Source organism: Allorhodopirellula heiligendammensis, assembly GCF_007860105.1.
In the GTDB taxonomy this organism is placed as follows: Bacteria; Planctomycetota; Planctomycetia; order Pirellulales; family Pirellulaceae; genus Rhodopirellula; species Rhodopirellula heiligendammensis.
Window position 1 is genome coordinate 532,116 of record NZ_SJPU01000003.1, and the last position, 24,000, is coordinate 556,115.

General features: G+C 57.0%; 18 protein-coding genes. 13 read left to right on the forward strand and 5 right to left on the reverse strand.

Annotated features, from left to right (window positions below):
* Positions 1 to 81: 81 nt before the first annotated feature.
* The gene (locus Poly21_RS21960; protein ID WP_302120125.1) at positions 82 to 2,232 is read right to left on the reverse strand and encodes a heavy metal translocating P-type ATPase; all 2,151 of its coding nucleotides are present in this window, start codon (positions 2,230 to 2,232) and stop codon (positions 82 to 84) included.
* Positions 2,233 to 2,583: 351 nt separating this feature from the next.
* Between Poly21_RS21960 and Poly21_RS21965 the strand changes: the two genes are divergently transcribed.
* The 8 genes from Poly21_RS21965 to Poly21_RS22000 all read left to right on the forward strand — a co-directional run bounded on the left by Poly21_RS21965 (position 2,584) and on the right by Poly21_RS22000 (position 11,853).
* Positions 2,584 to 4,248, forward strand: coding sequence for a TolC family protein (locus Poly21_RS21965; RefSeq protein WP_146409190.1), 1,665 nt, complete (start codon positions 2,584 to 2,586; stop codon positions 4,246 to 4,248).
* A gap of 237 nt (positions 4,249 to 4,485) precedes the next feature.
* Entirely contained in the window at positions 4,486 to 5,658 is a 1,173-nt protein-coding gene (locus Poly21_RS21970) for a tyrosine-type recombinase/integrase (RefSeq protein WP_146409191.1), read from the forward strand.
* Complete coding sequence (locus Poly21_RS21975; RefSeq protein WP_146409192.1) at positions 5,655 to 6,344, forward strand: type IA DNA topoisomerase; 690 nt, start codon at positions 5,655 to 5,657, stop codon at positions 6,342 to 6,344. The genes Poly21_RS21970 and Poly21_RS21975 overlap by 4 nt, the downstream gene beginning before the upstream one ends.
* 96 nt (positions 6,345 to 6,440) lie before the next feature.
* Positions 6,441 to 6,713: a helix-turn-helix domain-containing protein gene (locus tag Poly21_RS21980; RefSeq protein WP_146409193.1), complete on the forward strand. Its 273-nt coding sequence runs from the start codon at positions 6,441 to 6,443 to the stop codon at positions 6,711 to 6,713.
* Positions 6,710 to 8,392 carry a DNA primase family protein gene (locus Poly21_RS21985; RefSeq protein WP_146409194.1) on the forward strand — a complete coding sequence of 561 codons (1,683 nt, stop codon included), beginning with the start codon at positions 6,710 to 6,712 and terminating at the stop codon, positions 8,390 to 8,392. Before Poly21_RS21980 ends, Poly21_RS21985 begins: the two co-directional genes overlap by 4 nt.
* Positions 8,389 to 8,631, forward strand: a complete 243-nt coding sequence (locus Poly21_RS21990) for a hypothetical protein (RefSeq protein ID WP_146409195.1) — start codon at positions 8,389 to 8,391, stop codon at positions 8,629 to 8,631. Before Poly21_RS21985 ends, Poly21_RS21990 begins: the two co-directional genes overlap by 4 nt.
* A 249-nt stretch (positions 8,632 to 8,880) precedes the next feature.
* Positions 8,881 to 9,432, forward strand: coding sequence for a c-type cytochrome (locus tag Poly21_RS21995; protein WP_146409196.1), 552 nt, complete (start codon positions 8,881 to 8,883; stop codon positions 9,430 to 9,432).
* Positions 9,433 to 9,684: 252 nt separating this feature from the next.
* Positions 9,685 to 11,853, forward strand: coding sequence for a protein-disulfide isomerase (locus Poly21_RS22000; RefSeq protein WP_146409197.1), 2,169 nt, complete (start codon positions 9,685 to 9,687; stop codon positions 11,851 to 11,853).
* Positions 11,854 to 12,063: 210 nt separating this feature from the next.
* Here Poly21_RS22000 and lptE read toward each other — a convergent pair whose 3' ends face one another.
* From lptE to Poly21_RS22020, 4 genes are all read right to left on the reverse strand, one after another.
* Positions 12,064 to 12,597, reverse strand: coding sequence for an LPS assembly lipoprotein LptE (gene lptE, locus Poly21_RS22005; RefSeq protein ID WP_146409198.1), 534 nt, complete (start codon positions 12,595 to 12,597; stop codon positions 12,064 to 12,066).
* Positions 12,598 to 12,602: 5 nt separating this feature from the next.
* Positions 12,603 to 13,835: a tetratricopeptide repeat protein gene (locus tag Poly21_RS22010; protein WP_302120130.1), complete on the reverse strand. Its 1,233-nt coding sequence runs from the start codon at positions 13,833 to 13,835 to the stop codon at positions 12,603 to 12,605.
* Positions 13,836 to 13,968: 133 nt separating this feature from the next.
* Positions 13,969 to 14,811, reverse strand: a complete 843-nt coding sequence (gene recO / locus Poly21_RS22015) for a DNA repair protein RecO (RefSeq protein ID WP_146409200.1) — start codon at positions 14,809 to 14,811, stop codon at positions 13,969 to 13,971.
* A complete protein-coding gene (locus Poly21_RS22020) occupies positions 14,808 to 15,164 on the reverse strand; it encodes a hypothetical protein (RefSeq protein ID WP_146409201.1) in 357 nt (118 codons plus the stop codon). Before Poly21_RS22020 ends, recO begins: the two co-directional genes overlap by 4 nt.
* A 182-nt stretch (positions 15,165 to 15,346) precedes the next feature.
* Between Poly21_RS22020 and Poly21_RS22025 the strand changes: the two genes are divergently transcribed.
* From Poly21_RS22025 to ruvC, 5 genes are all read left to right on the forward strand, one after another.
* The gene (locus Poly21_RS22025; RefSeq protein WP_146409202.1) at positions 15,347 to 18,238 is read left to right on the forward strand and encodes a COG1361 family protein; all 2,892 of its coding nucleotides are present in this window, start codon (positions 15,347 to 15,349) and stop codon (positions 18,236 to 18,238) included.
* Between the two features lie 345 nt (positions 18,239 to 18,583).
* Positions 18,584 to 20,017 carry a sulfatase family protein gene (locus Poly21_RS22030; RefSeq protein ID WP_146409203.1) on the forward strand — a complete coding sequence of 478 codons (1,434 nt, stop codon included), beginning with the start codon at positions 18,584 to 18,586 and terminating at the stop codon, positions 20,015 to 20,017.
* Positions 20,018 to 20,087: 70 nt separating this feature from the next.
* The gene (locus Poly21_RS22035) at positions 20,088 to 21,614 is read left to right on the forward strand and encodes a DUF58 domain-containing protein (RefSeq protein ID WP_146409204.1); all 1,527 of its coding nucleotides are present in this window, start codon (positions 20,088 to 20,090) and stop codon (positions 21,612 to 21,614) included.
* Positions 21,615 to 21,851: 237 nt separating this feature from the next.
* Positions 21,852 to 23,471: a cysteine--tRNA ligase gene (gene cysS / locus Poly21_RS22040; protein ID WP_146409492.1), complete on the forward strand. Its 1,620-nt coding sequence runs from the start codon at positions 21,852 to 21,854 to the stop codon at positions 23,469 to 23,471.
* Positions 23,453 to 23,980 (forward strand): crossover junction endodeoxyribonuclease RuvC, encoded by a 528-nt coding sequence (gene ruvC / locus Poly21_RS22045; protein ID WP_302120134.1) that lies wholly within the window; start codon positions 23,453 to 23,455, stop codon positions 23,978 to 23,980. The genes cysS and ruvC overlap by 19 nt, the downstream gene beginning before the upstream one ends.
* The last annotated feature ends 20 nt before the right edge of the window (positions 23,981 to 24,000 follow it).

The following is a 24,000-nucleotide window of genomic DNA, read 5'->3' on the forward strand; positions in this document are numbered from 1 at the left end:
AAAGCAGTCGGCTGCTTCGTTCGTCAGTGTAGTTTCACGGCAACCACTGTCAACACAACAATCATTCACCCGCGGTTTGCCTTAGCAGTTGTTATGATCCGCACGCAGCAACCGCAGCCCATTGGCGATCACCAGCAGCGAGGCTCCCATGTCGGCGGCGATCGCTGCCCACAATGATGCATGGCCCGAGAAGGTCAAGATGACGAATAGAATCTTGATGCCCAGGGCGAAGGTTATATTTTGGCGAATGATGCGGAGCGTACGTTGGGAGTGATGGATCAGCCACGGCAGTTTCGACAGATCGTCGGACATCAACGCGATGTCCGCGGTTTCGATCGCAGCGTCACTCCCCGCAGCCCCCATGGCAATGCCGAGCGAAGCGCGAGCGAGAGCTGGCGCGTCGTTAACACCATCGCCAATCATGGCGACCTGGTCGTATCGTTGCACCAGCATCTCCATCGCCGCGACTTTGTCGGCGGGTAAAAGCTCCGCATGAACTTCATCGATGCCAGCTTGATCAGCAATGGCGTTGGCTGTGCCCGCATTATCACCCGTCAGCATGACGACATGCTCGACACCGGTTGCATGCAGCTGTTGGATCACCTGACGCGATTCTTTCCGAATTACGTCAGCCAAGGTAATGAATCCGTAAACCTGTGTTTCATCTCCCACGACGACGACGGTGCGACCGGCCTGCTGGGCTGCCTCGAGCTGGTCGTGAATTTCAGGCGTTTCTAGTTTTCGATGTACGAGATATCGATGGGAGCCCAGCCAATAGGTTTTCCCGTCAATGCTACCGGACGCTCCCATGCCTTGGGTCGTCTGGAAATGCTCGACGGCAGGGATCGCAATCTTGCCGTGATTCGCTTCTTCCACGATGGCACGGGCGAGCGGATGATTGCTGTTGATCTCCAAAGCTGCGGCTCGTGACAACAGATCGACCCTCTCATGACCAGGAAAGGGGACGACGTCCACGATAGTTGGTGTACCCTGTGTCAGCGTGCCGGTCTTGTCCATCGCAATGGCCTTCAATCGAGCTGGCGTCTCGATGTGCACCCCGCCTTTGATCAGCACCCCGTTGCGAGCTGCTGCGGCCAGCGCAGCGACGACACTGACCGGAGTCGAAATGACCAAAGCGCAGGGGCAGGCGATCACCAGCAGTACTAAAGATCGGTACAGCCAATCCGACCAAGCACCCGCAAAAGCCAGTGGCGGGATGAGGAACATGAGTATCGCTAGCAGCATCACGATCGGCGTGTAGATGGCAGCAAACTTCTCAACCCATTTCTCCGAAGGGGCCCGTTTCGAATGGGCGTCTCCGACCATCCTGATGATGCGAGCAAGCGTGGTGTTGTCGGCCGCTGTGGTACTCTCCATCTCCAACAAACCATCGCCATTGACCGTTCCCGCGAAGAGTTCGTCACCGCTTTGCTTGTTCACTGGGAGGCTCTCGCCGGTAACGGCGGACTGATCGACATCGCTAGCGCCCTTGGTCACCCGCCCATCCAATGGGATTTTCTCACCGGGGCGGATGACGAGGATGGAACCGATTGTCACCTCGTCCGGTCGCATGTCTTGAACGTCCCCAGACGCGAGACGCACATGTGCGATCGGCGGTGATAGATCCAGCAATGTGGCGATCGCACGTCGCGCACGTCCGATGCTCCAAGACTCTAATAGCAACGATAGCGAGAATAGGAAGGCGACCGTCGCTCCCTCGAACCATTCGCCAAGCGCGATTGCTCCCAAAACCGCCACGGACATCAGCAGATTCATGTCCGGCCGTCGCGTGACCGCCGACCGCCATGCTTTCGGCAGAACCGGATACAAACCCGCCAAGATACTCAACAGGTAGCAAGTAATCGCAATGGGCGAAGCAGTGTTGGCTATCGTTGGCCAGAGCGATGCGAGGATGAATCCGGCCAATCCCATCGTTCCGCTGACGGCGGTGAAAATTGCACGCTGACGCTGCTCCTTGGAAATTCTGTCACTGGTCTCGCTCGCCCCCTCGTTCCATCCTTCCGCTCTCAAGCCTGTTCGTTGGATCGCAGTCATGATATCTGCGGACCGTACCGACGTCTGGGACAGATCGACGGAAAGTTTACCGCGGAGGACGTCAAAACCGAGTCGTTCGTCACTGCCCAAGAGCGGGACCAGTTCACGTTTCAACAACGCCACCTCCTCGGCGCAATCCATTCCGTGAATCCGAAGAGAAAGCGATTTTTGATGCATGATGATTTGTACAAAAATTCAGGTCTGGAGGCGACGGTTGCCATGGGTGTTGGCAAACCATCCAAAGGCGTCGTAAGTGTCTGATAGGACGTCCTGTATCATTTGAAACCGCGTTGATTCGCGTCAACCACCCGCATCATGATGGAGACCGGTGGCATGTTTCCCTCGGTATAGAGGGACGGATGTGAGGGTCACCCGGATGTTTTGTAGGCGTCTTCGGTACAACCGTCATGATCGGACACGCGCGTGGTTGGATGCATTGGGTGGCATCGGTTTGACTTGATATCCGATCTGTGCCGTGTCGATGGGCCATGCAGGCTGGTCGATAATAATCACATGGAGGTGAAACCGATGGCTACATTCGCAAAGACCGGCGTTCTAACCCGGCGGACTAAGCGTTCGCTGTTGCTAGCTTCGCTGGGGCTGACGACCACGCTCAGTTTCACGACCGGCTGCGCGTCGCTGCGCCCGCACGGCGTATTCTCGGATCCATCCGCGGTCGAGGTGGAGCCCAGTAAAGATACTGTTGCCGGCCCGGCAATCGCGAGCTCCACGCCGGAGGACGGCGATGCAGCTCACTCTCTGGAGGTTACACCGGTTGGCTACACGGGCGATGTCCTGTCACCGCTTTCAGATACCCCCACGAGCGGAGCTGTCGAGCTGGATCCTAAATCACCGGGAACCACTCCGGAGGAGCTGCTCACATCATTCAGTGACTTGATCGCATTGGGTTCGGACGTGTCCGCCGTCGGTTCGGCAACCGCAGCCACGAATGATGTGAACGCGTCCCTCGTAAACTCAGAGGGTCTCACGCTCGAGGCGCTCGAGTCGATTGCACTTTCAAACAATCCCACGATCGCAGAGCTGGAGGCGACGACGCAAAAAGCGGCGGGATTCAAGACTCAGGTCGGTTTGCGTGCCAACCCAACGGTCGGCTACAACGGCAACCAGCTCGCCGATGTCAAAACCGATCAACATACGATATTCATCTCGCAAACCATCATCACGGCAGACAAACTGCAGCTCAATCGCAATGTGCTCAACGAGGCATTGCGGTCACAACTGATGCGACTGGAAGCTCAGAAATACCGGGTGGCGACGGATATCCGGATCACTTTTTATACCGCCCTTGCCGCTCAGCGACGGCTCAATCTGATTCGAGAATTTCAATCGGTCGCTGACAAGGGGCTAGAGCTTGCCGAGTTGCGTAAGCAGGGGCAGGAGGGTTCGCAACTCGATGTGGTGCAAGCGGAGGTGCAGAAGAACGAGATCGACCTATTACTACAGCAGGTGGAGGTGCGCTACCAGGCTGCTTGGCGCGAACTCGCCGCCCTGGCTGGACGACCTGAACTGCAGACTGTCGCATTGGTAGGTGAATTGCCTACCAGCGCCGAAGATTTGGATTGGGACGATGTTGCATCGATGATGGTCGTCTCCAGTCCCGAGTATCAGGCTGCCCAGGCCAAGGTCTCCCAGGCGCGAGCAAACATCTCGCGTCAGGATGTCCAAAAAATCCCCAACCTGGACTTGAATCTGGGGGCAGGCTCGGATCAGGCTACCGGGAATGGGCTGATCAACTTTGTGGTCGGAGCACCGATTCCTGTTTTTAATCGCAACCAGGGGAATATGTCGGCAGCCTTGGCTGAGTATGTGCGGGCTTGCCGAGAGGTCGAGCGGGTACAGAACTCGATCCGGCAGCGTTTAGCCGTCGCCTCAAGCGATTACGGATCGTCGCGTGTCGCGGTGGACCGCTATTCAAAATTAATTTTGCCGAACGCCGCCGAATCGCTAAAATTAGCTGAGATTGCGTACAAGGCTGGCGAAACCAGTTTCGTCCAGGTATTGGTGGCGCGACGGACCTACTTCGATACCAACCTGCGGTATCTCTCCGCCCAAACGCTCTTGGCCCAGTCGCGCGCTCGCGTCGATGGGTATGTGCTGACAGGCGGCTTGAACCCCGTGGTCGATGCCAGCGGCGATACCAGTTTGCGTGGCGAAGCACTTAGCCAGCAGTAAGTTGAATATGTGACAACGATTGAGCACCGCCACGGTGCTCAGTTGCGGGTGTAACTCAGTTGGCAGAGTGACAGCTTCCCAAGCTGTAACAATCGACGTGAGGCATTGGAAATAGCGATTTTTAACCGGCTGACTACACCTAAACTACACCAGTTGCTAGAATTTGCCGGTATTAACGGTCTATTTCTCATCGGGTGTAGTGACGTGGCAAAAGCAAGGCGTGATAGAGACTTCCCATTGTTCCGGCACGCAACTGGGCAGTGGGCTAAAAAGGTGCGTGGTAAGACGCACTACTTCGGCACTGATAAGGATTCCGCTGCGGAACGCTGGTACAAGGAGAAAGATGCCCTGTATGCCGGTGAGACCCCCAAGAGCCGCAACAAGGGTCCGACGATCACGGAGCTGGCGAACGTGTTCAACGCGTCGCAGCGGCAGCGGCACGAGACCACAGGCAAGCCTGGCCTGCGTCACATCGAACTGTGCGAACGGACGATCCGCCGGCTGATTGGTTTCGTCGGGGCTGATTGCAATATCTCGAGCCTGGGGCCGGATGATTACGCGAAAATCAAGCTGCGCCTGTTTGAACCGGTCAAGCGAACCAAACCGGTGCGAGGGAAGGTATTTGGCCGGCAGGTAGCACGGCGATCACCCGAGACAGTTGCCGGGGATGTTCGCAGGATCAAGACGTTTCTGAACTGGTGCCACGATTCCGAGTACATCGCCGCGCCGAGATTCGGGAATAAGTTTCCCAACGAAACCGAAGTTGCTGTAACTAAGGCATCACTCAAGCAGCAGTCAGAGAACCGCAAGGACATTGCTGCAGGGGACATCCTAGCCCTGATCAATGCCGCTCGAGTCAACTTTAAGCCGCTCATCTGGCTGGCAATCAATTCAGGGATCGGGAACGCCGATATTGCCGCGATCGAGTGGGACGACATTGCCACGATTGACGACAATGAAAGCTGGATTGATTTGCCGCGATTGAAGACTGGCGCCCCCCGTCGGTTTATCCTCTGGCCAGAGACGAAGTTTGCGATCAAGGAGTATCTCGCGATCCGGAACTACTCAGGCGAGCGATACAAGCACTTGGTGTTCCTGACATCGCAGAATCTCCCCTGGGTTCGCGGCAAAGGTGACAAGGATCATGTTGATTCCATCGGTACCGTGTTCGCCAAGCTCCGCGATGATTGTGGAGTGAAGGGGGCGACGTTCTACGGGCTGCGTCGCACGTTCGCAACTATCGGCTGCGAGTCGCTCGACTTTGCCGCCGTGAAGGTCTTGATGGGGCACGTAAAGGATAAACGAGATATGACAAGCCGATACGCTCAGGGAGTCGGTGACGAGCGGATAAAGGCTGTCACAGACCATGTTCGCCAATGGGTACTCAACGGCGCGGAGGTGGCGAAATGAGCAGCAGCCTCTCAACAACGCTGTCACGGCTAGTGAACTGCGCGCGAGCATTGGCGTCAAGTGACTATTCTGTCCGCAGCAAATCCTACAACCCGACGGATGACGACTGGACGCTGGGGCGTTCGGATGAGCCGATGCACTACAACGGATCATGGCCGACGATTATTCAGTTTTCGCGTGAGGTCCTGGCAGCGACTATCACCAACATCGACAAGGCACTGGAGCTACTGCCGCAAGCTGAAGAACTATCCCCCGATGCGTCACCACTGAATCGATGGAAGCCACGCGTAAAAAAGACATTGCTGTGCCTAAACGCGGAGATCTCGCGACACTGCGACGGCACACCTGACGTGCGGTCGTTCGTCTCGCATGGCCGACTGCCAGAGGCGTGGCTGGAATGGGTGGCTGATCTCGATGAGTACATCATCGAACTGGAAAGTATTGAGGAACGCGAATTGCCTACACTATCTGAAAATGATATTGCAATTCTCACGGAGATGTGTGCCATCGGCGCCGATAAGAACTCCCCGATCACACGAGCAGCACTAATCGAGCGACTGAACTGGGGATCCGAAAGCAAGCGAGCGATGGACAATCTAAAGAAAGTTGGCTACGTAAAGTCAGTAGGAAAGCTTGGGTTCATTATCACGGATTCCGGCGAAGAACGTGCTAAAACGCTAGGCTAGCTATCGGTGCGCACCAGCAGCGCACCGGTGCGCTGTCGATCATTTTAAACGTCGCCATACCTTTTGAGTGTTCACTAACACTCTTAAGGTTTTTTTATGAAAACGCAGCACTCGGAAAAGCAGTATCTCGGCACTGGCGAGGTAGCCGAAATCATCGGCATGTCAATCCAAAAGGTTCGCGCCCTTTGCGAGAGTGGCAGGCTCCCTGCCGTCAACACGTCCGCCGCGACCCGTCCGAGATGGACGATCCGCCGGTGTGACCTCGATGAGTTCATGACGCCCGATTGTGTTAAGAAAACGCAAGCCAAGCAGGCACGCGAATCACGTCGCCAGCGAATCGACGCCCACGTGCCGAAGGTGTTTTCATGAGCACGGCCACAAACGAAAAAAGGGCCCCCGGTGATGCAAACCGGAAGGCCCCGCTGAATGGTGACGCGACGAAACGTCAGGACCATCATAGCACGGATGCCGGCGAGGACAACGGGCAATTCGGCTGGATTCAGTTTGAGGCGTTTCGCACTGACGTGGCCAATGCCGACCGATTCGTCAACGCATACTCATCACAGGTGATGCACGTGCCGCCCTGGCGGAAGTGGCTGTCGTGGGATGGCACACGGTGGGCTGACGACTGCGGAGTCGGCACAATGCAGCGGGCCAAGCGGTACGCCAAATCACTCTGGCACGCACTGCCGGCGATGTCGGCGCAACTGGACCGATCAGACCTAGCCAAAGCGGTATCATTTATTCGCTCAACCAATCAGACAGCCAAGATATCGAGCTTCCTGTCGCTGGCTGAGGTCGATGAGCGCGTCGTCTGCCCAGTCGATGAGCTGAACAGCGATCCGACGCTGCTGAATTGCCTCAACGGTACTATCGACTTGACTACAGGCGAACTGCGGCCGCATAACCCAGCGGACCGCATCACCCAGAAAGCGAACGTCGCCTACGATCCCGCTGCCGGCTGCCCCAAGTGGATTCAGACTATCAATCTGATTTTCGACGGCGACCAAGAGCTAATTCGGTACGTTCAGCGGCTGCTGGGCTACTCGCTAAGCGGCGACACGGGTGAGCACATCCTACCGATTGCGTTCGGCGCGGGCTGTAATGGGAAGTCAACGATCTGGAATTGCGTATCCGACCTACTAGGAGATTATGCCTCGCTCGCCAACGAGGAACTGCTGATGGGTGAGAAGAATAACCATCCAACCGAAAAGGCGGCGCTCTACCAAAAGCGATTCGTGGCAATCAGTGAGCCGGAGAAAAACTCTCAACTCAAGGAGGCGCGAGTTAAGGAACTGACCGGCGATCGAACTATCACCGCTCGGCGGATGCATGAGGATTTTTGGAGCTTCCAGCGGACGCATACGTTCTGGATTTCAACCAATCACTTGCCGAAGATTACTGGCACCGATGAGGGGGTTTGGCGCCGGGTGAAGTTGATCCCGTTTTCCGTCGACCTCCGCAAAAAGGTGAAGCCGATTGCCGACTTCGACCGTTGGCTCGTCAAGCACGAGGGGCCGGGGATATTGTCGTGGTTGGTTCGCGGCTATCTCGATTATCGTGAGCATGGGCTACAGGAGCCATCCTGCGTCACCGAGGCGACCGCCGGCTACCGAACTGACTCGGATGCACTGGCAGAGTTCCTGCGGGATTACTGCGTGCAAGAGGACGGCGCAGAGGGACGGGCAAAGGAATTGTTTCGGGACTACTCCGAGCTGTATCGGGGCAAATGGACCTCCACCCTATTCGGTCGAGCAATGGCTGAGCGGTTCAAAAAAGACCGACCCAAGCACGGGCCAAATCGCGACAAAACAGTCTATCGAGGCGTGCGATTGAAGACCGAGGCCGACAAAATCGAAGAACTGACTGACCCCGTAAAACACGAGGAAAATAGCGAATGGGCACAGTTGGGCACACTTCGGCTAGTCGATCCGGAAATCCCTACGCATATGCCAGAGGACCAGCCAAACTATGCCCAACCCTGCCCAACTGAAGTTGGCAGCTTGCCAACCCCTCCCGAGCAGTACGGCAGCGAGGTGGAATTATGAACCTCACTCTCACCAAGATTCTGACTGAATTGGCTGGCCTGGGCGTTCAAGTCGTTTCACCCGAGAAGGGACGAATCCGGCTGACGTGCTCGGCTGACTGCTTGAAAGTTTCCGGCGTGAATTTTCTCCAGTACAACTCCGCGAATTTCGACGGTCTTCGCCCGCTGGAGAACCTGATCAAGGACATCGGACCGCCGAAACATCCATGGCCGATCGATCAGCATCGGATGGCACAGTGAAAGCAGATACTCGATCGGCCGACCGCTCAGGGTGGTTGTATCGACGGTCACGGAAAGCAGCCGGGCACGACACGGTTCTTCAACAACAAAACCTGGGCGACGCCATTAAGGGACGTCGGAACCGATTCACGAGAGTACAAAATCCTGGGCTGGACGGCGACTTCGTGCGGGCTGGAAGGAAAAAACATTCCGTTCCTTACTGAGAAACTGAAGCCGACTGATGCTTCGTTCAAAATTTTGGCCTGCTCGGTGCTTGGCTCAATCATCCAGCGTGAATCCGGCGGGATTCTACTGATGCAGCAGGAGCGACTCGCAAACAATGCGGACGAAGATACGAAGTTGCAAATGCGAAGCCGTGTTGAAGAAGACCGTGACAACTTCAAATTACCACCCCAGTTACGAGATTTGAGAGGCGCTTTCATCAATCCCTCCCAGAATGAGTCGGCTTTGAGGGCCACGCTGGCGCCGGCAAGCGTTGATGCAACGAGCGAATTTGTCTATGAGTCCCGGGTGTTGGAGGGAATCTGGGCGACAGCTCCCTATCTGCACAATGGTTCAGTGCCCACGCTCGCGGATCTCTTGGAGCCTGCCTCAAATGGTCCCACAAAGTTTAGGATTGGGCCCAACTACGATCTCGACAAGGTGGGCTTGGCGAAGGATCAAACCAAGTTTGGAGATCAGGTCCTCCATTCGGATCCCCACGATCGGAATACTGGCAACTCGAACTGTGGTCATGAATTCGGGACGAACCTAACGCCGCTTGAGAAAAAGGAGTTACTCGAATACCTGAAAGCACTGTGAGCACTCGGTAACGTTTTGGTCAGTCTTTGTGGATGCCGCTCAAGACCGCTACTTCGGCGCTCACGCTCATTCTCTTGGCAAAATGACCCCGGCAGAGAAGAACGCAAGCGGGTTGTCACCATCTGTCTCAGTGTGCCCAAATTGCCACTGTCGAAATTGCCACTGTCGAAATTGACCGTGGCTTGGGAGGCCGGCGACATCGTGGTAAGTTGCGGCGGCAACCGATTTCACGTTTCTTCCCAAAGTGACCTTATGTCGATCGATACCTACGCAATCTGCCCGTGCGGTAGTGGTAAAAAAATCAAATTCTGCAAGTGCAAGGATTCCGTGCATGAACTCGATCGGGTGATGACCATGATCGAGGGAGGCCAGCTCGTGCCAGCCTTGGATCGGTTGGCTTCGATTCTCGAACAACATCCTGATGCAGCTTGGGCGCTGGCAGTCCGTGGACGATTGCTGATGGATTTACGAGAATACGGTGGTTTGACAGAGAATGCTGAGCGGTTTTCCCGTTTACAACCGTCCAACCCGCTCGCGTTGACGCAGAGCGCTGCGGCGGCAATGTTCAGCCAGGATCTGGGTAAAGCGACCGAGCTGATGCTGGAGGCTCTTACCGAGAGCGGCCAAAATGTGGACTCGTTCGTACTCGACGTGGCATCGCTGCTCTCCTACGGTTTAGCGGGCAATGGGATCTTATTGACGGCGCGGATTTACGCCACGTTGGCATTTGTTTCCGAGGGTTATGAAGGTTCCAAGATTGCTGCCAATGTCCTGCAGCAAATCAATCGCGACCCAGCCGTCAATCTGTTGGCGAAGGTTATGCCCGAGCCGCTGCCGCGCCCCGACGATGTCGATTGGGCTGAGCGGTTCGATGAAGCGACTCTGCTGTTGGCCAACAACAAAATTGCGCTCGCCGAGAACAAACTCGAATCGCTTCAGCGGGTTGCTCCATTGCAGCCTGCGGTGCTATCGGGACTACTGACCTGCGCCCTCTGGCGGGGTGATTACGAAAAACAGATTGATTTGCTCGAGAAACTATCGCAGTGCGAGACACTGTCGGCCGACGAACGGGCCCGCTTCCTGGCCACGTCGTTCGTGGTGGGGCCTGACGCGGCCCCGGTCTCCGTCGAGAAACGGTCGCTCAAAGCCGATGTCGAATCGCTCGACGAAACGATCATGGCACTGTCTTCCCACGCACGATTCGCTGATCTGCCGCCCGAATTCCTGCAGCAGCTTAAGGGCGACAGCGAGATCGGGCCCCGGGCAGCATTCCAATTGCTCGATCGCGATCCGCCCGCAGCGGACGGGATCCCCAGCGACCTCGACCAAGTCCCTGAATCGATTGGACTGGTCACACTGTATGGTCGCGAGACGGATCGGGCGGCGCGGGTCGAGGTCGTCGGCGTGTCCGCGCAGTCGGAACAGCTCGCTCGCGAACAGCTTGGACTCGCCCTCCCAGGACTCCATTTCGAATCGGAACGCGAGGGTACACTGCCGCTGCATTATGAGGCCATGATCCAACCGGGAGGATTGAAGATTACCGATTCCGAAGCCTTCGACCGGTTGCAACAAGACCTATTTAAGAGCCGGGCGGTCGCGAAACTCTCCGAGACAGCCCTCCCGTTGCTGGGCGATCAGTCACTCAAGGATGCCGCCGGAGACGACTCGAAGTGGCTGCAGCGGGCGGCATTGATCCGCTACATCGAAGGTGAAGATGCACTGATTGCACGCGATGAGAACTTGGTTGATCGGCTGTGCGAGATTGGTGATCGTCCGGTGCCCGAAACAATCACACCCCAAGGTGATGATGTCGAAAACATTCCCGCGTACGACTTGAACCGAATTGACCCGGTGGGAGTGGACATTGAAAACCTGATCTACTTGATCCAGCGGGCACAGCAGGTTTCTGCTGCCAAAATCGGACGGCGGGCATCGCGTCGGTTGCTGGAAATGGACTTGTCTGAACAGGGGGAACTCGCCGGTGCCAAGTTAGTCGCCTACTCGTTCCTAATGCAGTCGGCGACGAATTCCGAGGAAGCCATCGAGAACCTTGAAGCCGCCAAGGCATATGCGAAGAAGCAGTCGATTTCGACCGCGTCATTGCTGCTAGCGGAAGTTCCGCTGCGTTTACGAGCGGGAGATGGAGAGAAGTTCCAGGAGTGCGTGCAGACGATTGCCCGCGAACATGGGCAGGACCCTGAAGTGATGGGTCGTTTGCAACAACTCTTAATGCAATTTGGGTTGATTCGTCCCGATGGCTCGCCCGTTCAAGCTCCCCGCGGTGCATCGCCCCAGGCCGACAGCGGCGGGTTGTGGACGCCTGGAGGCGGTAATGCCCCTGCTCCCGCGGCGGGGGCCAGCGGTGGCCAAGCTCCGCCTGCGGCTGCACCGAGCAAGCTGTGGGTCCCAGGCATGGACTGATGAGAATCTAAACGTCGCCATCTCGGATGGGGTGGCGACGGCGTTGGTGAGGTAGCGGTTCTAGTCGAAAATCCGTCTAGCTTGCGAGGGCTCTGCCGAGGCTGGTGAGTGATCCATCAATTAAGCCGGATCGGTTACGGACCGTCTATGGAGCCGAGACGCGTCAGGGGCTGGGCAGTCGAGGTTGCCGGATGCCTGATGACACTCGGTTCACCAGCGGGTTTCCATTTGGCTGACGATCCGGGCGGCGAGGTCTTCGATCGCCTGCTGCATCGCGGTGTCGACCGACTGACCGGCTTCGGGAACAAATCGTTCATTCTGTGTGAACAGAATCGCTAGGTCGTCGGTGGGGACGATGGAATTACTGAATAGCAACTGTCCCTGTCGATCGGTCCACGACGCGCGAACTTGCACGCCTGCATCGAGCGCCCGAGGATAATCCTCATTTGTTTCGCTGAGCACCGTTTTCGCTTCGTTGATGATCTCACACTTCAGCGTGGTATCCGCCGAGGGGTCCGCAGTGACTTTATAGGGCGTGCGCAATTCGATTTCGCGAATTACCGCCTCGGTCAACTGCACGCCCAGGTTATGACGTACCGTGGCGTCGCGAACAACCGGTACGTGAACCGTCTGAATTCCAGGCGGAAATAAGGCTGCATCACCAAACCGGTAAGGCGCGCAACCAGTGGCAGGGCCAATGGCGAGTAGCAACAGTACGATCCAGATCGTTTTAATGGCAACCATGATATTTACCGCAGCATTGTTTCATTGTCTTCGCTCTGCCGTGACGGGAATTTTGTGATCAGCGGCGGTGATTTCTCGCTATCAGGAAAAACTGCTTGGAGCCACGTCAGACGCTCCGGAGGTACCGGGGGCAATCCGTCGATGCCTTCAAGACGCTCGCGAGCTTGATCGGCCAGCGGCGTGCTTGGATAGTCGTCGAGAATACTCTGGTAGTACTTTGCAGCGGCCCGATTCTCTCCGCGTTTTTCCCGGTACCGGGCACGCTCAAACAGATGTTCTGCGCGTCGATAGGCGACCTCAGCGGAGGCTCGAGCAACCATCTCAGCGATCTCTTGGTCCTGCATCTTTTCCGGGAACCGTTGCCGGGTCTGTTCGATCAGTTTTTCAGCTTCCTCGAGCACCAATCCACTGTAGTGAGGTCCACCGTAGATCTCGAGTTTTGCGCGAATTCCCAACAGGTGTGCGACGAAGAAATGGTCGCTGTCGGGAAAGGTGTCCCGCAAGTCTTTCAGAAATTCGTCTGCCATTTCAAAGTCGCCCTGGCGGATGTATTCCGCTGCGGCGGCCATGGTGGCGTCATCGGCGAGCCGTCCGGTGGGGTCGTCATAACGAATTTGGTCGAGCACTCGAATCGCGTGACCCTCGGTATCTAAACGAGGGCGGGTAGGGTCGAACAGGTTGAGCGCCCACCAGCCACGCGGACGAGCCTTGTCCGTGTCAATCCAGTATTGAGTGATCTCAAAGAGACGTGATGCCACGCGGTCGCTATGACGGTTTCGCGGAAAGTCCTTCTGCAGCTTTTGATACACGTCCGTTGCAGCAGGCAATTGGTCGGCGAAGAATAGACTTTCGGCTTGCATGAAGAGCGCATCTTGCGCAAGTGCCGAATCTGGTTCAGCTTCGGCGGCGCGTTGGAAAAGTTTAGCGGCACTGGCGAATTCCGACTTTTCATCTCCCTCTTCTTCGCCATCACGGGCTATCGTGCTGGCCTCGATGGCTGCCGCACGAAAAGTGGCGTCGGCCTCCTGGTAGAGTTCACGCGCCCGCACCGGATCGGCTTGTTCTCGACCAGTCAAAAAGCGAGCCACACGGTCGGCCCGCTTTTTAGAGGAATCCCAAAACGTTTCGCTCGATTCTTGAGCGTGAAGTGTTGTTGGTGCGCAAGAGGCCGTAGCCACGACGATCAATACCGACATGAGCAGGGCACGCCCCACTGTCGACCTGGTGAGTGAGGGCACAGTTCGGCACCTACATGCCGAGCGTGAACGCTGAGTTTGGACTCGCGATGGTTTCGAATTGCGAATGTGCTTCTGAGCGGGCATCAATTTTCCATCATGATTATCGGATCGCTGTGCTGCCTAAACAGCTCCGTTAGCGCATCGTTGTCGGCAGGTACGGCTGCATCCGGAGTGACCGGCCGAGCAATGTCTGCATATATCGACTGATTAAACCACGCAGTTCGGGATACGAAGTTTCTGGTACTCGTGGCAACAGCGAACTGAGTGGAAAATCATATCGCTGTTCGCCCGCACCACTCGTAGGTTGGGAATCCGCGGAATTTCCCAAAGGTTGGACGAGTTCCTGGAGCGCTCCTACCGCTGGTTTGCTCAGGAGTGCCAGCGACGTTTGGCGGGGGCGGCAGTTTGCACATACCACACCGCCGCCCTCCACCGAGAAAGCGATATGTCCAGTCTGCGATGCGAGTTTGTGGCCCATTTTTTGGCCACATACACAGCAGACTTCGGTGGTGGGGGCATGGCCAAGCAAACGCAGGCACTGGCAATCGAAGGCCAACAAGGTTTCTGGGATGGGGCCATTGCCGTCAATGAGCGCGAGCGCCGACAGTGTCAGGTCAAAGACCGCTTCATGTCGCTCGGCATCATCGAGCCACCACCGCAACGTTTCCGCAATGTAGTAGCCCGCATACGTGCGGCTGAGTGAACGCTCACCTCCACGGAACCGGCGGCGGAGCTTCGATTCTGTTAATAGGTCAAGCGTATCGCCAGGTTTGGCGATGAGCGTGACCCGGCACACCGAGAGCAGATCGAGTGAACCTTCAAAGGGGCCTTTGAGCCGCCGCGCCCCTTTGGCGAGTGCGGAGATACGCCCTAAATCACGGGTCAGCAACGTGACGACCAGGCTGGTCTCACTGAAATCCACCAATCGCAACACGATCGCCGTGGTGGAGTGATGGCGGGTTGAGATGGCGTTCAAAGATCGTCGTCGTCGCCAGAGTCGGCATCATGCGACTCCCCCAGACTGCCCAAAGACGAGAGCAATTCACTCATTTCTGCCGCCGCGTGGGAGTCGCCTTGGCGGCGGGCCTCTTCGATCCCGGACCGCAATAGCATCCGGGCCTCATTGATCCGAGCCAGATCGACGAGCTGTTGAGCCGCCATGAAAAAGGCTGGGACGTAGGGCGTCTCATCCCGTGTCAGTTCACCCAGACGCTCCAAACTCTCGTCGTGATTGCCCTCACTGCGATGTTCCATCGCTAATGAATATCGCAAAAACGTGTCACTGGGGTCGTCCAGGAGCATCTCTTCAATTTTTTCGCGTCGGGACATTTTTATCGATGTTTGGGAGAAGTGGAGAGGAACCTGGACGCATTTATCGTCACTTTAAGAGGCTGTCACAACCAGGTTTTCTAGAGAAATCGTTACAAGCGGCAAAATTGATTCAGAAAGCATGCGTGGCACAGCCGATACCACGATGGAACCACCCTTTCGTGCCTCGAGGCGAGAATCCGATGACCCGCAATTTCCCTTTTCTTCCATTGAGTTCGCCGCGCCGATCGAGCTGCTTCGCCAAGTTATTGGCCGCTGCCGTCGTCACGAGTTCGTGCGGGCTGTCCAGTAGCCAACACGTATCGGCTCAGTCGCACAATCATTCCCAGGAAATTCGGCAGGTCGCAGGAAGCTCCGGTGGCATCCTCAGCGGTTTGTTTGGCCGTGGTTCCAGTGACGACGGTCAGGGCGATGAGCCATATCGTAAAGCCACGCCCGTGCCGAGCGATCGCGAAGTGAATTGGAATGGAATTCCGTTTCACAATCCCAATGATGGTCGCATCGCAGCGACCCCTCAAGCACCCATTCGAGATCCCGGTGCCGGCGGTCGTGCCGCACAGATCGCGCGTGCCCCGCGTCCGATGTCCAGCGATTCGGGGGCCTCACGCTCAGCGGTGCCAACGCCACCTTCAGCGGCTACCTCAACGCCACGTCGAATTACTTCCAAGGTGGAATCCGGCGCGACTGCACATATCAGCAGCAGTGGGCGTCCTGAGCCATTATCGGTGACGCAAAGCAGTCGCCGGCCTCCCAGCCTGCAGCCCAAGCCCACGATTGTTCACCTCGAGGGCGACTCCCCTGCGTTGGTTGCAAAACCAAACGCAGCCGCTGTCGCTGTCGATGTCAAGCCAGTGGAGCTGGTGCCGAAGGTCAGCCGCAAGGTAATCCGGAGCGCACCTGCTGCGATCGTTGCCAAACAAGCAGACACGCCCGCCAAGGAAACGGTCGCTGCCAATGATTCCACATCGTCGCGCCGCAGCGAATCGGAACCTGTACAGAGTACGCTGACGGACCAGACACCGCAGAAGGTTGAGACCCCTCGTACGACCACGCCGCATGTCGCGCGGCGAGAGATTCCACGCAGGGCGTCAACTTTGCCAGCATCGATTAGCGATGACGCCGCCGAGAATCATTCACTTGCGGCAGCACCATCCCACGCGAGCGCAGACAAGCCAGCGCCGCTGCAGTCGTTGCCGCAAGCGCTGCCCACGGCAGTCGCCTCTACCAGTCCCACAGCTACGCTCGGTACCCCGACTTTAGCTCCCACCGGTCAAGCTGATGTCGCACTACAGCCCATCAGCGATCGGTTGCCAGTCGACGACGAAAAGATCGCTGGGGGCAGTTCACCCATTCAACAGGACACGCCACGAGTTGCTCAGGGGGACGCCTTCGCACCCCGCGGGCAAACTGTTGCTAGCGAGAAGACACCCAACTATCACAGTGCCGGCTACGGCCATCATGGAATTGGTGCAGCGCCCTTTGCCAGCGAAACTGAGAGCTCCAGTGAAAACAGTCCTGCCGTGGAACCAAGCAACGGTGCCGTGGCATCAAGCAACGGTGTAGCGCAACCCAACGCGATGCGTGCGATGCCACAGGCCATCGCTCCTCACCACCCCGGCACGCCGACGGTCGCTCACAACATTGCACCTAACTCGAATACTTCTGCGACCGAACTGCCTGGGATCCGGGTGGTCACCGCAGGGCCTCGCCAAGTCATGATTCGGCAGACCCACACCTACGAGATTCGTGTGGAGAACCGAGGCTCGATCAACGCCGAAGGGTTGGTCGTCCGCGCTCACATTCCTGACTGGGCGGATGTCGTCGGTCAGCAGGCGTCGCGTGGTGATGTTGTCGCCGCGACTGAAGAGCAAGTCCGCAATCTGCAGTGGCGGATTGAACGACTTGATGCGGGGCAAAGCGAAACACTGAGTGTACGATTGAAAGCCGCACGCTCGGGAACACATGATCTCGATGTGGACTGGACTCTCGCTCCACAGAAACGAGTCGTTCAGGTCACCGTGCAGGAACCTGAGCTTGCACTCACGATCGACGGTCCCGATGAAGTCGTCTTTGGCGAATCGAAAACGTATCAGATCCGCGTGTTGAACTCCGGTGATGGGATCGCGCCCGCAGTGGTGTTTACCTTGAGCCCTGATTCCCGTTCGCCCCAGAGTCAACGGATCGGTGATATCCCTGCCGGCAAAGAGGCTCAGTTCGAAGTTGAGCTGACCGCCCAGGACCTTGGCGAACTGAAGATTCACGGGTTGGCCATTGGTGAATTGGAACTGAAAGCTGAAGCTGACAAGACCGTGCGGGTTCTTGCCGCCGACCTCGAAGCAGAGTTGACAGGGCCGGAGGTAAAGTATCAGGACACCGAGGCCGTCTACCAATTGGAGCTGACCAACCAGGGTACCGCAGCTAGCGAGAATGTCGTTGCAACTCTGCAACTGCCCGTTGGCGTGACCTATCAAGGTGGCCTGGAAGGCGCGACGATGATTGACAATCAGCTACGTTGGAAGATCGCGGCGTTGACTCCTGGTGCGGTACGGAAGTACCAATTCCAGTGCAGCATGGATTCGACCGGCCTGCACCAGTTCGCATTCGATTGCAAGGGCAGCGCAGCTGGTCAAACCAACGTCAGCTTAGATACGAGCGTTGAAGCGATTGCCGACCTCGTGTTGTCGGTCGTCGACCCGTCGGCACCCGCCCCCGTTGGCGAGGATGTGACGTATGAAATCGTGATTCGCAACCGAGGTAGCAAACCGGCTGTCGACGTCCAGGCCATCGCGCAGTTCAGCAACGGAATCGAGCCCAAAGAAATCACAGGACACGCCGGTAAGGTTGTCACTGGACAGGTTTTGGTCGAGCCCATCGCTGTGATCGAAGGTGGACAGGAGGTTCGCATGACGATCGTGGCTCGTGCGGAGACTGGTGGGCATCACCGCTTCCGAACCGAGGTTCGAAGTGGAGATACCGTGTTGGTTGCCGAAGAGGCGACCCACTATCTGGCTCCCAAGACCCAGCGGATCACCCGCCGAAGTAGCGCAGACGATGCTGCTCAGCCTACCCGCTGATCAATGTCGACCGATGGCTCCGGCCGTCCGAAGCGATGAACTCTCTCCATCGACGGTGACGCCCGTCGGTGGGGACGCCCGTCGGTGGGGATGCCCGTCGGTGGGGATGCCCGTCGGTGGGGATGCTGTCGCGTGTCGGAATAGAATCGATGCGTTTGAGCTCTGATGGGTGGCGCGATTTGGCTACGGTGGCTCCCAACATCCCGCAATATGGTTGCGAAACCGCGTGGGTTGTGATTTTTGTCTTCGGCGTTCAACGCATCAACGTGCCGGGCCGGAGCAGTGTAAGATGGGTGCTCGAGAGATCGAATTCACCACCTGAGCTTACCCATCTGGAACGAATTGATGCGTTTTTTCGCTATCTTGCTTTGCCTCGCTGCATGGACAGTGTCGAATGCCAATGCCAGCGATCGCCCACCCAACGTGGTTGTCATTTTCATTGACGACATGGGCTATGAAGATATTGGACCGTTCGGTGCACAGGGGATCGAAACCCCTAACCTAGACGCAATGGCGAAGAATGGTCGTCGCTTCACGGACTTTGTCGTTTCTTCAGCGGTCTGTTCTGCCTCGCGGGCAGCGCTGATGACGGGGTGCTACCATCGCCGCGTGGGAATTTCTGGAGCACTCGGGCCTCACGCGCGGATGGGCATCCATTCCGATGAAATGACATTGGCAGAGCTATGCAAACAACAGAACTATGCAACCGCCATTTTTGGTAAATGGCATCTAGGGCACCACAAAAAATTCCTGCCTCTGCAGCACGGATTCGATGAGTATTTTGGGCTCGCTTACAGCAACGACATGTGGCCTTACCACCCCAATGTGCTGCACCTGCCGATGGACGAGCGACTCAAACGCTGGCCGGATCTGCCGTTGTTCGAGGGCAACGACATCATCAATCCCAAGGTGACCCCTGAGGATCAGACGCAGCTCACGACCCAGTACACTGAGCATGCGGTCGATTTCATTCATCGCAACAAAGACAATCCATTCTTCCTGTATGTGCCGCACAGTATGGTGCACGTGCCCTTGTACGTGTCTGACAAGTTCAAAGGCAAGAGTGCACGCGGTCTGTTTGGTGATGTGGTGATGGAAGTGGATTGGTCGGTAGGCCAGATCAATGCGGCATTGAGCGAGGAGGGGTTGGATTCCAACACGTTGGTGATCTTCACGTCTGACAATGGTCCCTGGCTGTCCTATGGAGACCACGCTGGTACGACGAAGTTGCGGGAGGGCAAAGGAACAATGTTTGAAGGCGGTTACCGTGAGCCCACGCTGATGCAGTGGACCGGGGAAATCCCCGCCGGCACGACCTGCGATCAACTTGCGTCGACGATTGATATTCTGCCGACGGTCGCCGCATTGATCGGTGCGGAGTTGCCCACCCATCCTATAGACGGCAAAAATATCCTACCCCTGATGTTGGGTGAGCCTGGAGCCAAGTCTCCGCACGAGTCGTTCTATTGCTATTACGGTGGTGGCGAGCTACAAGCGATTCGAAACGATCGTTGGAAGTTACACTTCCCTCATTCCTACCGCACGCTGGCGGGGCAGCCCGGAGGCAGCGACGGCATTCCATCGAATTACCAGACTGCAAAAATCGGCCGAGCTCTGTTTGATTTGAAGAACGACGTCAACGAAACGACGAATGTGATTGACGAACATCCTGATGTCGTCGCGCTGCTGGAGAAGCATGCTGAAGCTGCCCGCGCTGATCTTGGCGACCGACTTACCGACCGCGATGGCTCAGGCATCCGGCCGGCCGGTAAAATGTGATGCGTGCCAGAGCTCACACCCACCGTGATTTCAAGACGACGTCTTCGCAACGTTCAACTTTCGTTTCGCAATGCATTTCCTGATAGCCCAATCGAAACTCGCTTCCGACATGGGGGAGGAAATGCAGTGGCTGAGCCAATTACCTTGGTTGTTGCTGGTGATGTTGAGCCTGCCCCTGGTGATTGTGGCGTTGGCGACCCGAGTCTTCCCCACGCGTTTGTGGGCTGGCTTGCTCGCCATTCCGATCATCTGCAGCGTGCTGGTGGTGTTCTCACCTGACTGGTTGGTCGTGGTCGCCTTGGTCGATGGCATGATTCTTATTGTCACAACGATTGATTTCGCGTTACTTTGGCGGGGCAGTGGAGGCGGTTCCTGTACAGGGATCGAGGTGACACGCGAGATCGGGCGGTCCGGTTCGTTAGGTGTTCCGATGGAGAGTACGCTGCGTCTTCGTAATCGCACGTCGATGCGACTGGTTGGGGAGTTTTGTGACGACCTCCCGGAGTACTTCACGGCTGAGCCCGCCGTGCATTCGTTAGATCTATTGCCTGGCATGGAAACCAAGGCGCTGGCGCGACTGACGGCGCATCGGCGGGGTGCGTTCGAACTGGAAAAATGCTACTTGAAGATTAGCAGTCCACTGCGTCTGTGGCAGCGACAGGTGACGCTCGCCGTTCACGACCGGGTCAACATCTATCCCGACATGAAACAGCTTGCCGACTATGCCTTGCTCGCCCGCACCAACCGGCTCAGTCTGATCGGCGTCCGTCGTACCCGCCGGATCGGCCAGGACAGTGACTTCGAGCGACTCCGTGATTACACGCGTGATGACAACTACCGACATATTGATTGGCGGAGTACTGCACGGCGAAACAAACTGACGGTGCGTCAATTTCAGAGCGACCAAAGCCAACGGTTGATTTTCATGCTCGACTGCGGACGCATGATGACAAACCACCGTGATGGGTACTCACTGTTGGATCATGCTCTTAACGCGGCGCTGATGATGGCGTATGTGGCGCTGCAGCAGGGGGATGCCGTGGGGATGATCTGTTTCAGCGATCGCGTGCACGCATACATCCCACCACGCGGGGGTGCCAGCCAGATGAATCGGCTGTTGCAGGCGGGCTTCGATCAGTTCCCCCGAATGGTCGAGTCGCGATACGACCTGGCATTCCTGCACCTGAGTTCTCGGTGCAAACGCCGTTCGCTGGTCACGCTAGTCACCAATGTGGTCGACGAAGTCAACGCGGAAGTAGTCGTCGACTATCTTTCCAATCTTACGGGGACACATTTGCCGCTGGGGGTATTGTTGCGCGACCGCGAAATGTTTGTCGCGGCTGATGCACCTCAACATGCCGCGTTGGCTGCGATCGCAGCGACGCCTGCGGGGGAGCTTCCGCCACCGGCGAGTGAATCAATCGATGACTTCACGATGTATCGCGCCGCCGCAGCTGCGGATATTCTGGTCTGGCGTGAAGAGATTTTGACTGGTTTGCGACACCGCGGCGTCCTCGTCGTTGACGCCTTCCCAGACGAGCTGACGGCCCCGTTAGTCAATCAATATCTCGACGTCAAAGCGAAGCACCTGCTCTAGGGGCGGTCTAAGGTCTCCGAAGGCTAGAGTCTGAAGGGAACGGGGGGTGACCGATGCAACCGGCTCGCCGTTGCTGCCGGAGGGCGTCTTCAAGATGGACTCGCCCCGGGATGCCGATCTCCCCTATACTCCCAGGTGGATGCACCGCTGGTGTTTTCGCCGACGTTTTTGACGCTCTATTGACATCCGTTTACCGACGGATAACGACCCGTCCCTTCCATTTTCGTTCGTGAAATGATGAGTTCGACCGCCACTTCGCCCGCCTCTGCCGACACTGCTTGCGATTCTCGCCCTTCGATTCGGGTTTACAATACGCTCAGCAAGACCAAAGAGCCGTTTTCGCCACTTCGTCCGCCACGTGTGGGCATGTATCTTTGCGGTCCGACGGTTTACGCCGAATCTCACATCGGACACATGGTCGGCCCAGTCATCTTTGACACGATCAAGCGGTTTCTCACGTACTGTGGTTACGAAGTTACCTTTGTGGTCAACATCACTGACGTCGACGATAAGCTGATTAAGAAGAGCCAAGAACGCGGCATTCCGATGAGCCAGATCGCTGTCGAAATGACGGCGGACTATCTCGCCAACCTGAAAGAGCTCGGCGTCAACCAGATCAACCATTTGCCTCGGGCAACCGATCATATGGATCAGATTATTGCGTTCATCGGATCACTTGAGGAGAAAGGCTTCGCGTATGCGGTGGATGGCGACGTGTTCTTTGACGTCACCAAAGACGCCGGTTATGGGCAATTGTCTAACCGGAGCGTCGATGCTCAGCAGGGCGAAGGCGGCGGGGCTGCGGCGAAAAAGCGCAATCCTGGTGACTTCGCATTGTGGAAATCGGCTCGCCCGGGCGAGCCGAGTTGGGAGAGCCCGTGGGGTGACGGCCGTCCCGGCTGGCACATTGAGTGTTCAGCGATGAGCCACGAAATTCTGGGCGAGACCTTTGATATTCATGGCGGTGGTCTGGATCTCATGTTCCCGCACCACGAAAATGAGCGAGCCCAGAGCACCTGCCGTCACGACGCGCCCATGGTCAAGTACTGGATGCACAACGGTTTGATGCGGGCGGGTGAAAAGGGAAAAATTGGTGGCAAGGGAGATCGTGAGACGGCGGCTGCTGATGGAACGGAATCGGTTGAGGAAGCTGCTGCGGGGAAAATCAGCCGTAGTAAGGGCGCCGGTGGCTTGGCGGAACTGATTCGCACACAGACTGGCGAGCGCATTCGATTTTTTCTCCTGCGGACCCACTATCGTAGCACGATCATCTACAACGAAGAAACTCTGGCGGAGGCCGGCACATCGCTCGAAGCGTTCTACCGGTTCTTCGATCGTTTTGCCGAGATCTCCGGGCAGTCTTTTTATGATCTCGACGCGCCACGACTACGAGCTGAGGGGGAATTCGATCCCGGCCAGGACGAGTTGTTGTGCGAGATCCACGCCATCCGCAACAAGTTTCTTGCCGCGATGGATGATGACTTCAATTCAGGTTTGGCGATCAGCGTTCTGTTTGATTCCCTGCGAACGCTCAACCGCTACATCGACTCCGAGAAGCTCGGTGGGGGCAGCGACACGGACTCGGCCGCCGTCGGTCGCCTCGTACGCGCCACTGCGGTGATCGCGGAATTGTCTCGCGTGCTCGGTTTGTTCATGCGGCCACCGATCGCAGCGGGCGGTGATGAGTCGGCGACCGAATTACTCGATGGGGTTGTGCAGTTGTTGATTGAACTTCGCAAAGAAGCTCGCGAGCGAAAGGACTACGCTACCGGCGACGCCATTCGCGACCGTTTGGCCGCACTCGGGGTCGCACTCCTAGACAAGAAAGAGGGAACGTCGTGGGAACGCAGTTCGTAGCCGATCGACCTGACGCCTATCGTTGTATTTTGGGGATTGACCCGGGGCTCAATACGACTGGGTACGCGGTGATTATCCGTGACAGTGGTAACCTACGGTTGGTCGAGGCGGGGATTGTTCGTAGCCGCGCCCGTGACACACTGCCGATGCGTTTGAAGGAACTCAGTGATGGAATCCGTGAGGTCATCGCGTCGCATCCCATTGATGCAATGGCCTTGGAACAGTTGTTTTCCCACTACGAACGTCCCCGCACTGCGATCTTGATGGGGCACGCCCGCGGTGTCATCTGTCTCGCCGCAGGCGAAGCGGGGCTGGATATCTGTCACTACGAGCCGACCCGAGTGAAGAAAGTCATGACGGGCAATGGGCGGGCATCCAAGACGCAGATGCAGCTCGCCGTGAAGTTGCAGTTGGGGCTTGAATCGGTGCCGGAGCCAAATGACGTCGCGGACGCCATGGCGATCGCTTTGACAGGGCATTATCTGGCAGGAAATCCACTCGCTGCCTGAGAACGCGCTGCGATGAATAA

Bases quoted from the DNA above. Each gene is read 5' to 3' on its own strand.
- Poly21_RS21960 (WP_302120125.1), bottom strand. From the start codon at position 2,232: ATGCATCAAAAATCGCTTTCTCTTCGGATTCACGGAATGGATTGCGCC.
- Poly21_RS21965 (WP_146409190.1), top strand. From the start codon at position 2,584: ATGGCTACATTCGCAAAGACCGGCGTTCTAACCCGGCGGACTAAGCGT.
- Poly21_RS21975 (WP_146409192.1), top strand. From the start codon at position 5,655: ATGAGCAGCAGCCTCTCAACAACGCTGTCACGGCTAGTGAACTGCGCG.
- Poly21_RS21980 (WP_146409193.1), top strand. From the start codon at position 6,441: ATGAAAACGCAGCACTCGGAAAAGCAGTATCTCGGCACTGGCGAGGTA.
- Poly21_RS21985 (WP_146409194.1), top strand. From the start codon at position 6,710: ATGAGCACGGCCACAAACGAAAAAAGGGCCCCCGGTGATGCAAACCGG.
- Poly21_RS21990 (WP_146409195.1), top strand. From the start codon at position 8,389: ATGAACCTCACTCTCACCAAGATTCTGACTGAATTGGCTGGCCTGGGC.
- Poly21_RS22000 (WP_146409197.1), top strand. From the start codon at position 9,685: ATGTCGATCGATACCTACGCAATCTGCCCGTGCGGTAGTGGTAAAAAA.
- lptE (WP_146409198.1), bottom strand. From the start codon at position 12,597: ATGGTTGCCATTAAAACGATCTGGATCGTACTGTTGCTACTCGCCATT.
- Poly21_RS22020 (WP_146409201.1), bottom strand. From the start codon at position 15,164: ATGTCCCGACGCGAAAAAATTGAAGAGATGCTCCTGGACGACCCCAGT.
- Poly21_RS22025 (WP_146409202.1), top strand. From the start codon at position 15,347: ATGACCCGCAATTTCCCTTTTCTTCCATTGAGTTCGCCGCGCCGATCG.
- Poly21_RS22030 (WP_146409203.1), top strand. From the start codon at position 18,584: ATGCGTTTTTTCGCTATCTTGCTTTGCCTCGCTGCATGGACAGTGTCG.
- Poly21_RS22035 (WP_146409204.1), top strand. From the start codon at position 20,088: ATGCATTTCCTGATAGCCCAATCGAAACTCGCTTCCGACATGGGGGAG.
- cysS (WP_146409492.1), top strand. From the start codon at position 21,852: ATGAGTTCGACCGCCACTTCGCCCGCCTCTGCCGACACTGCTTGCGAT.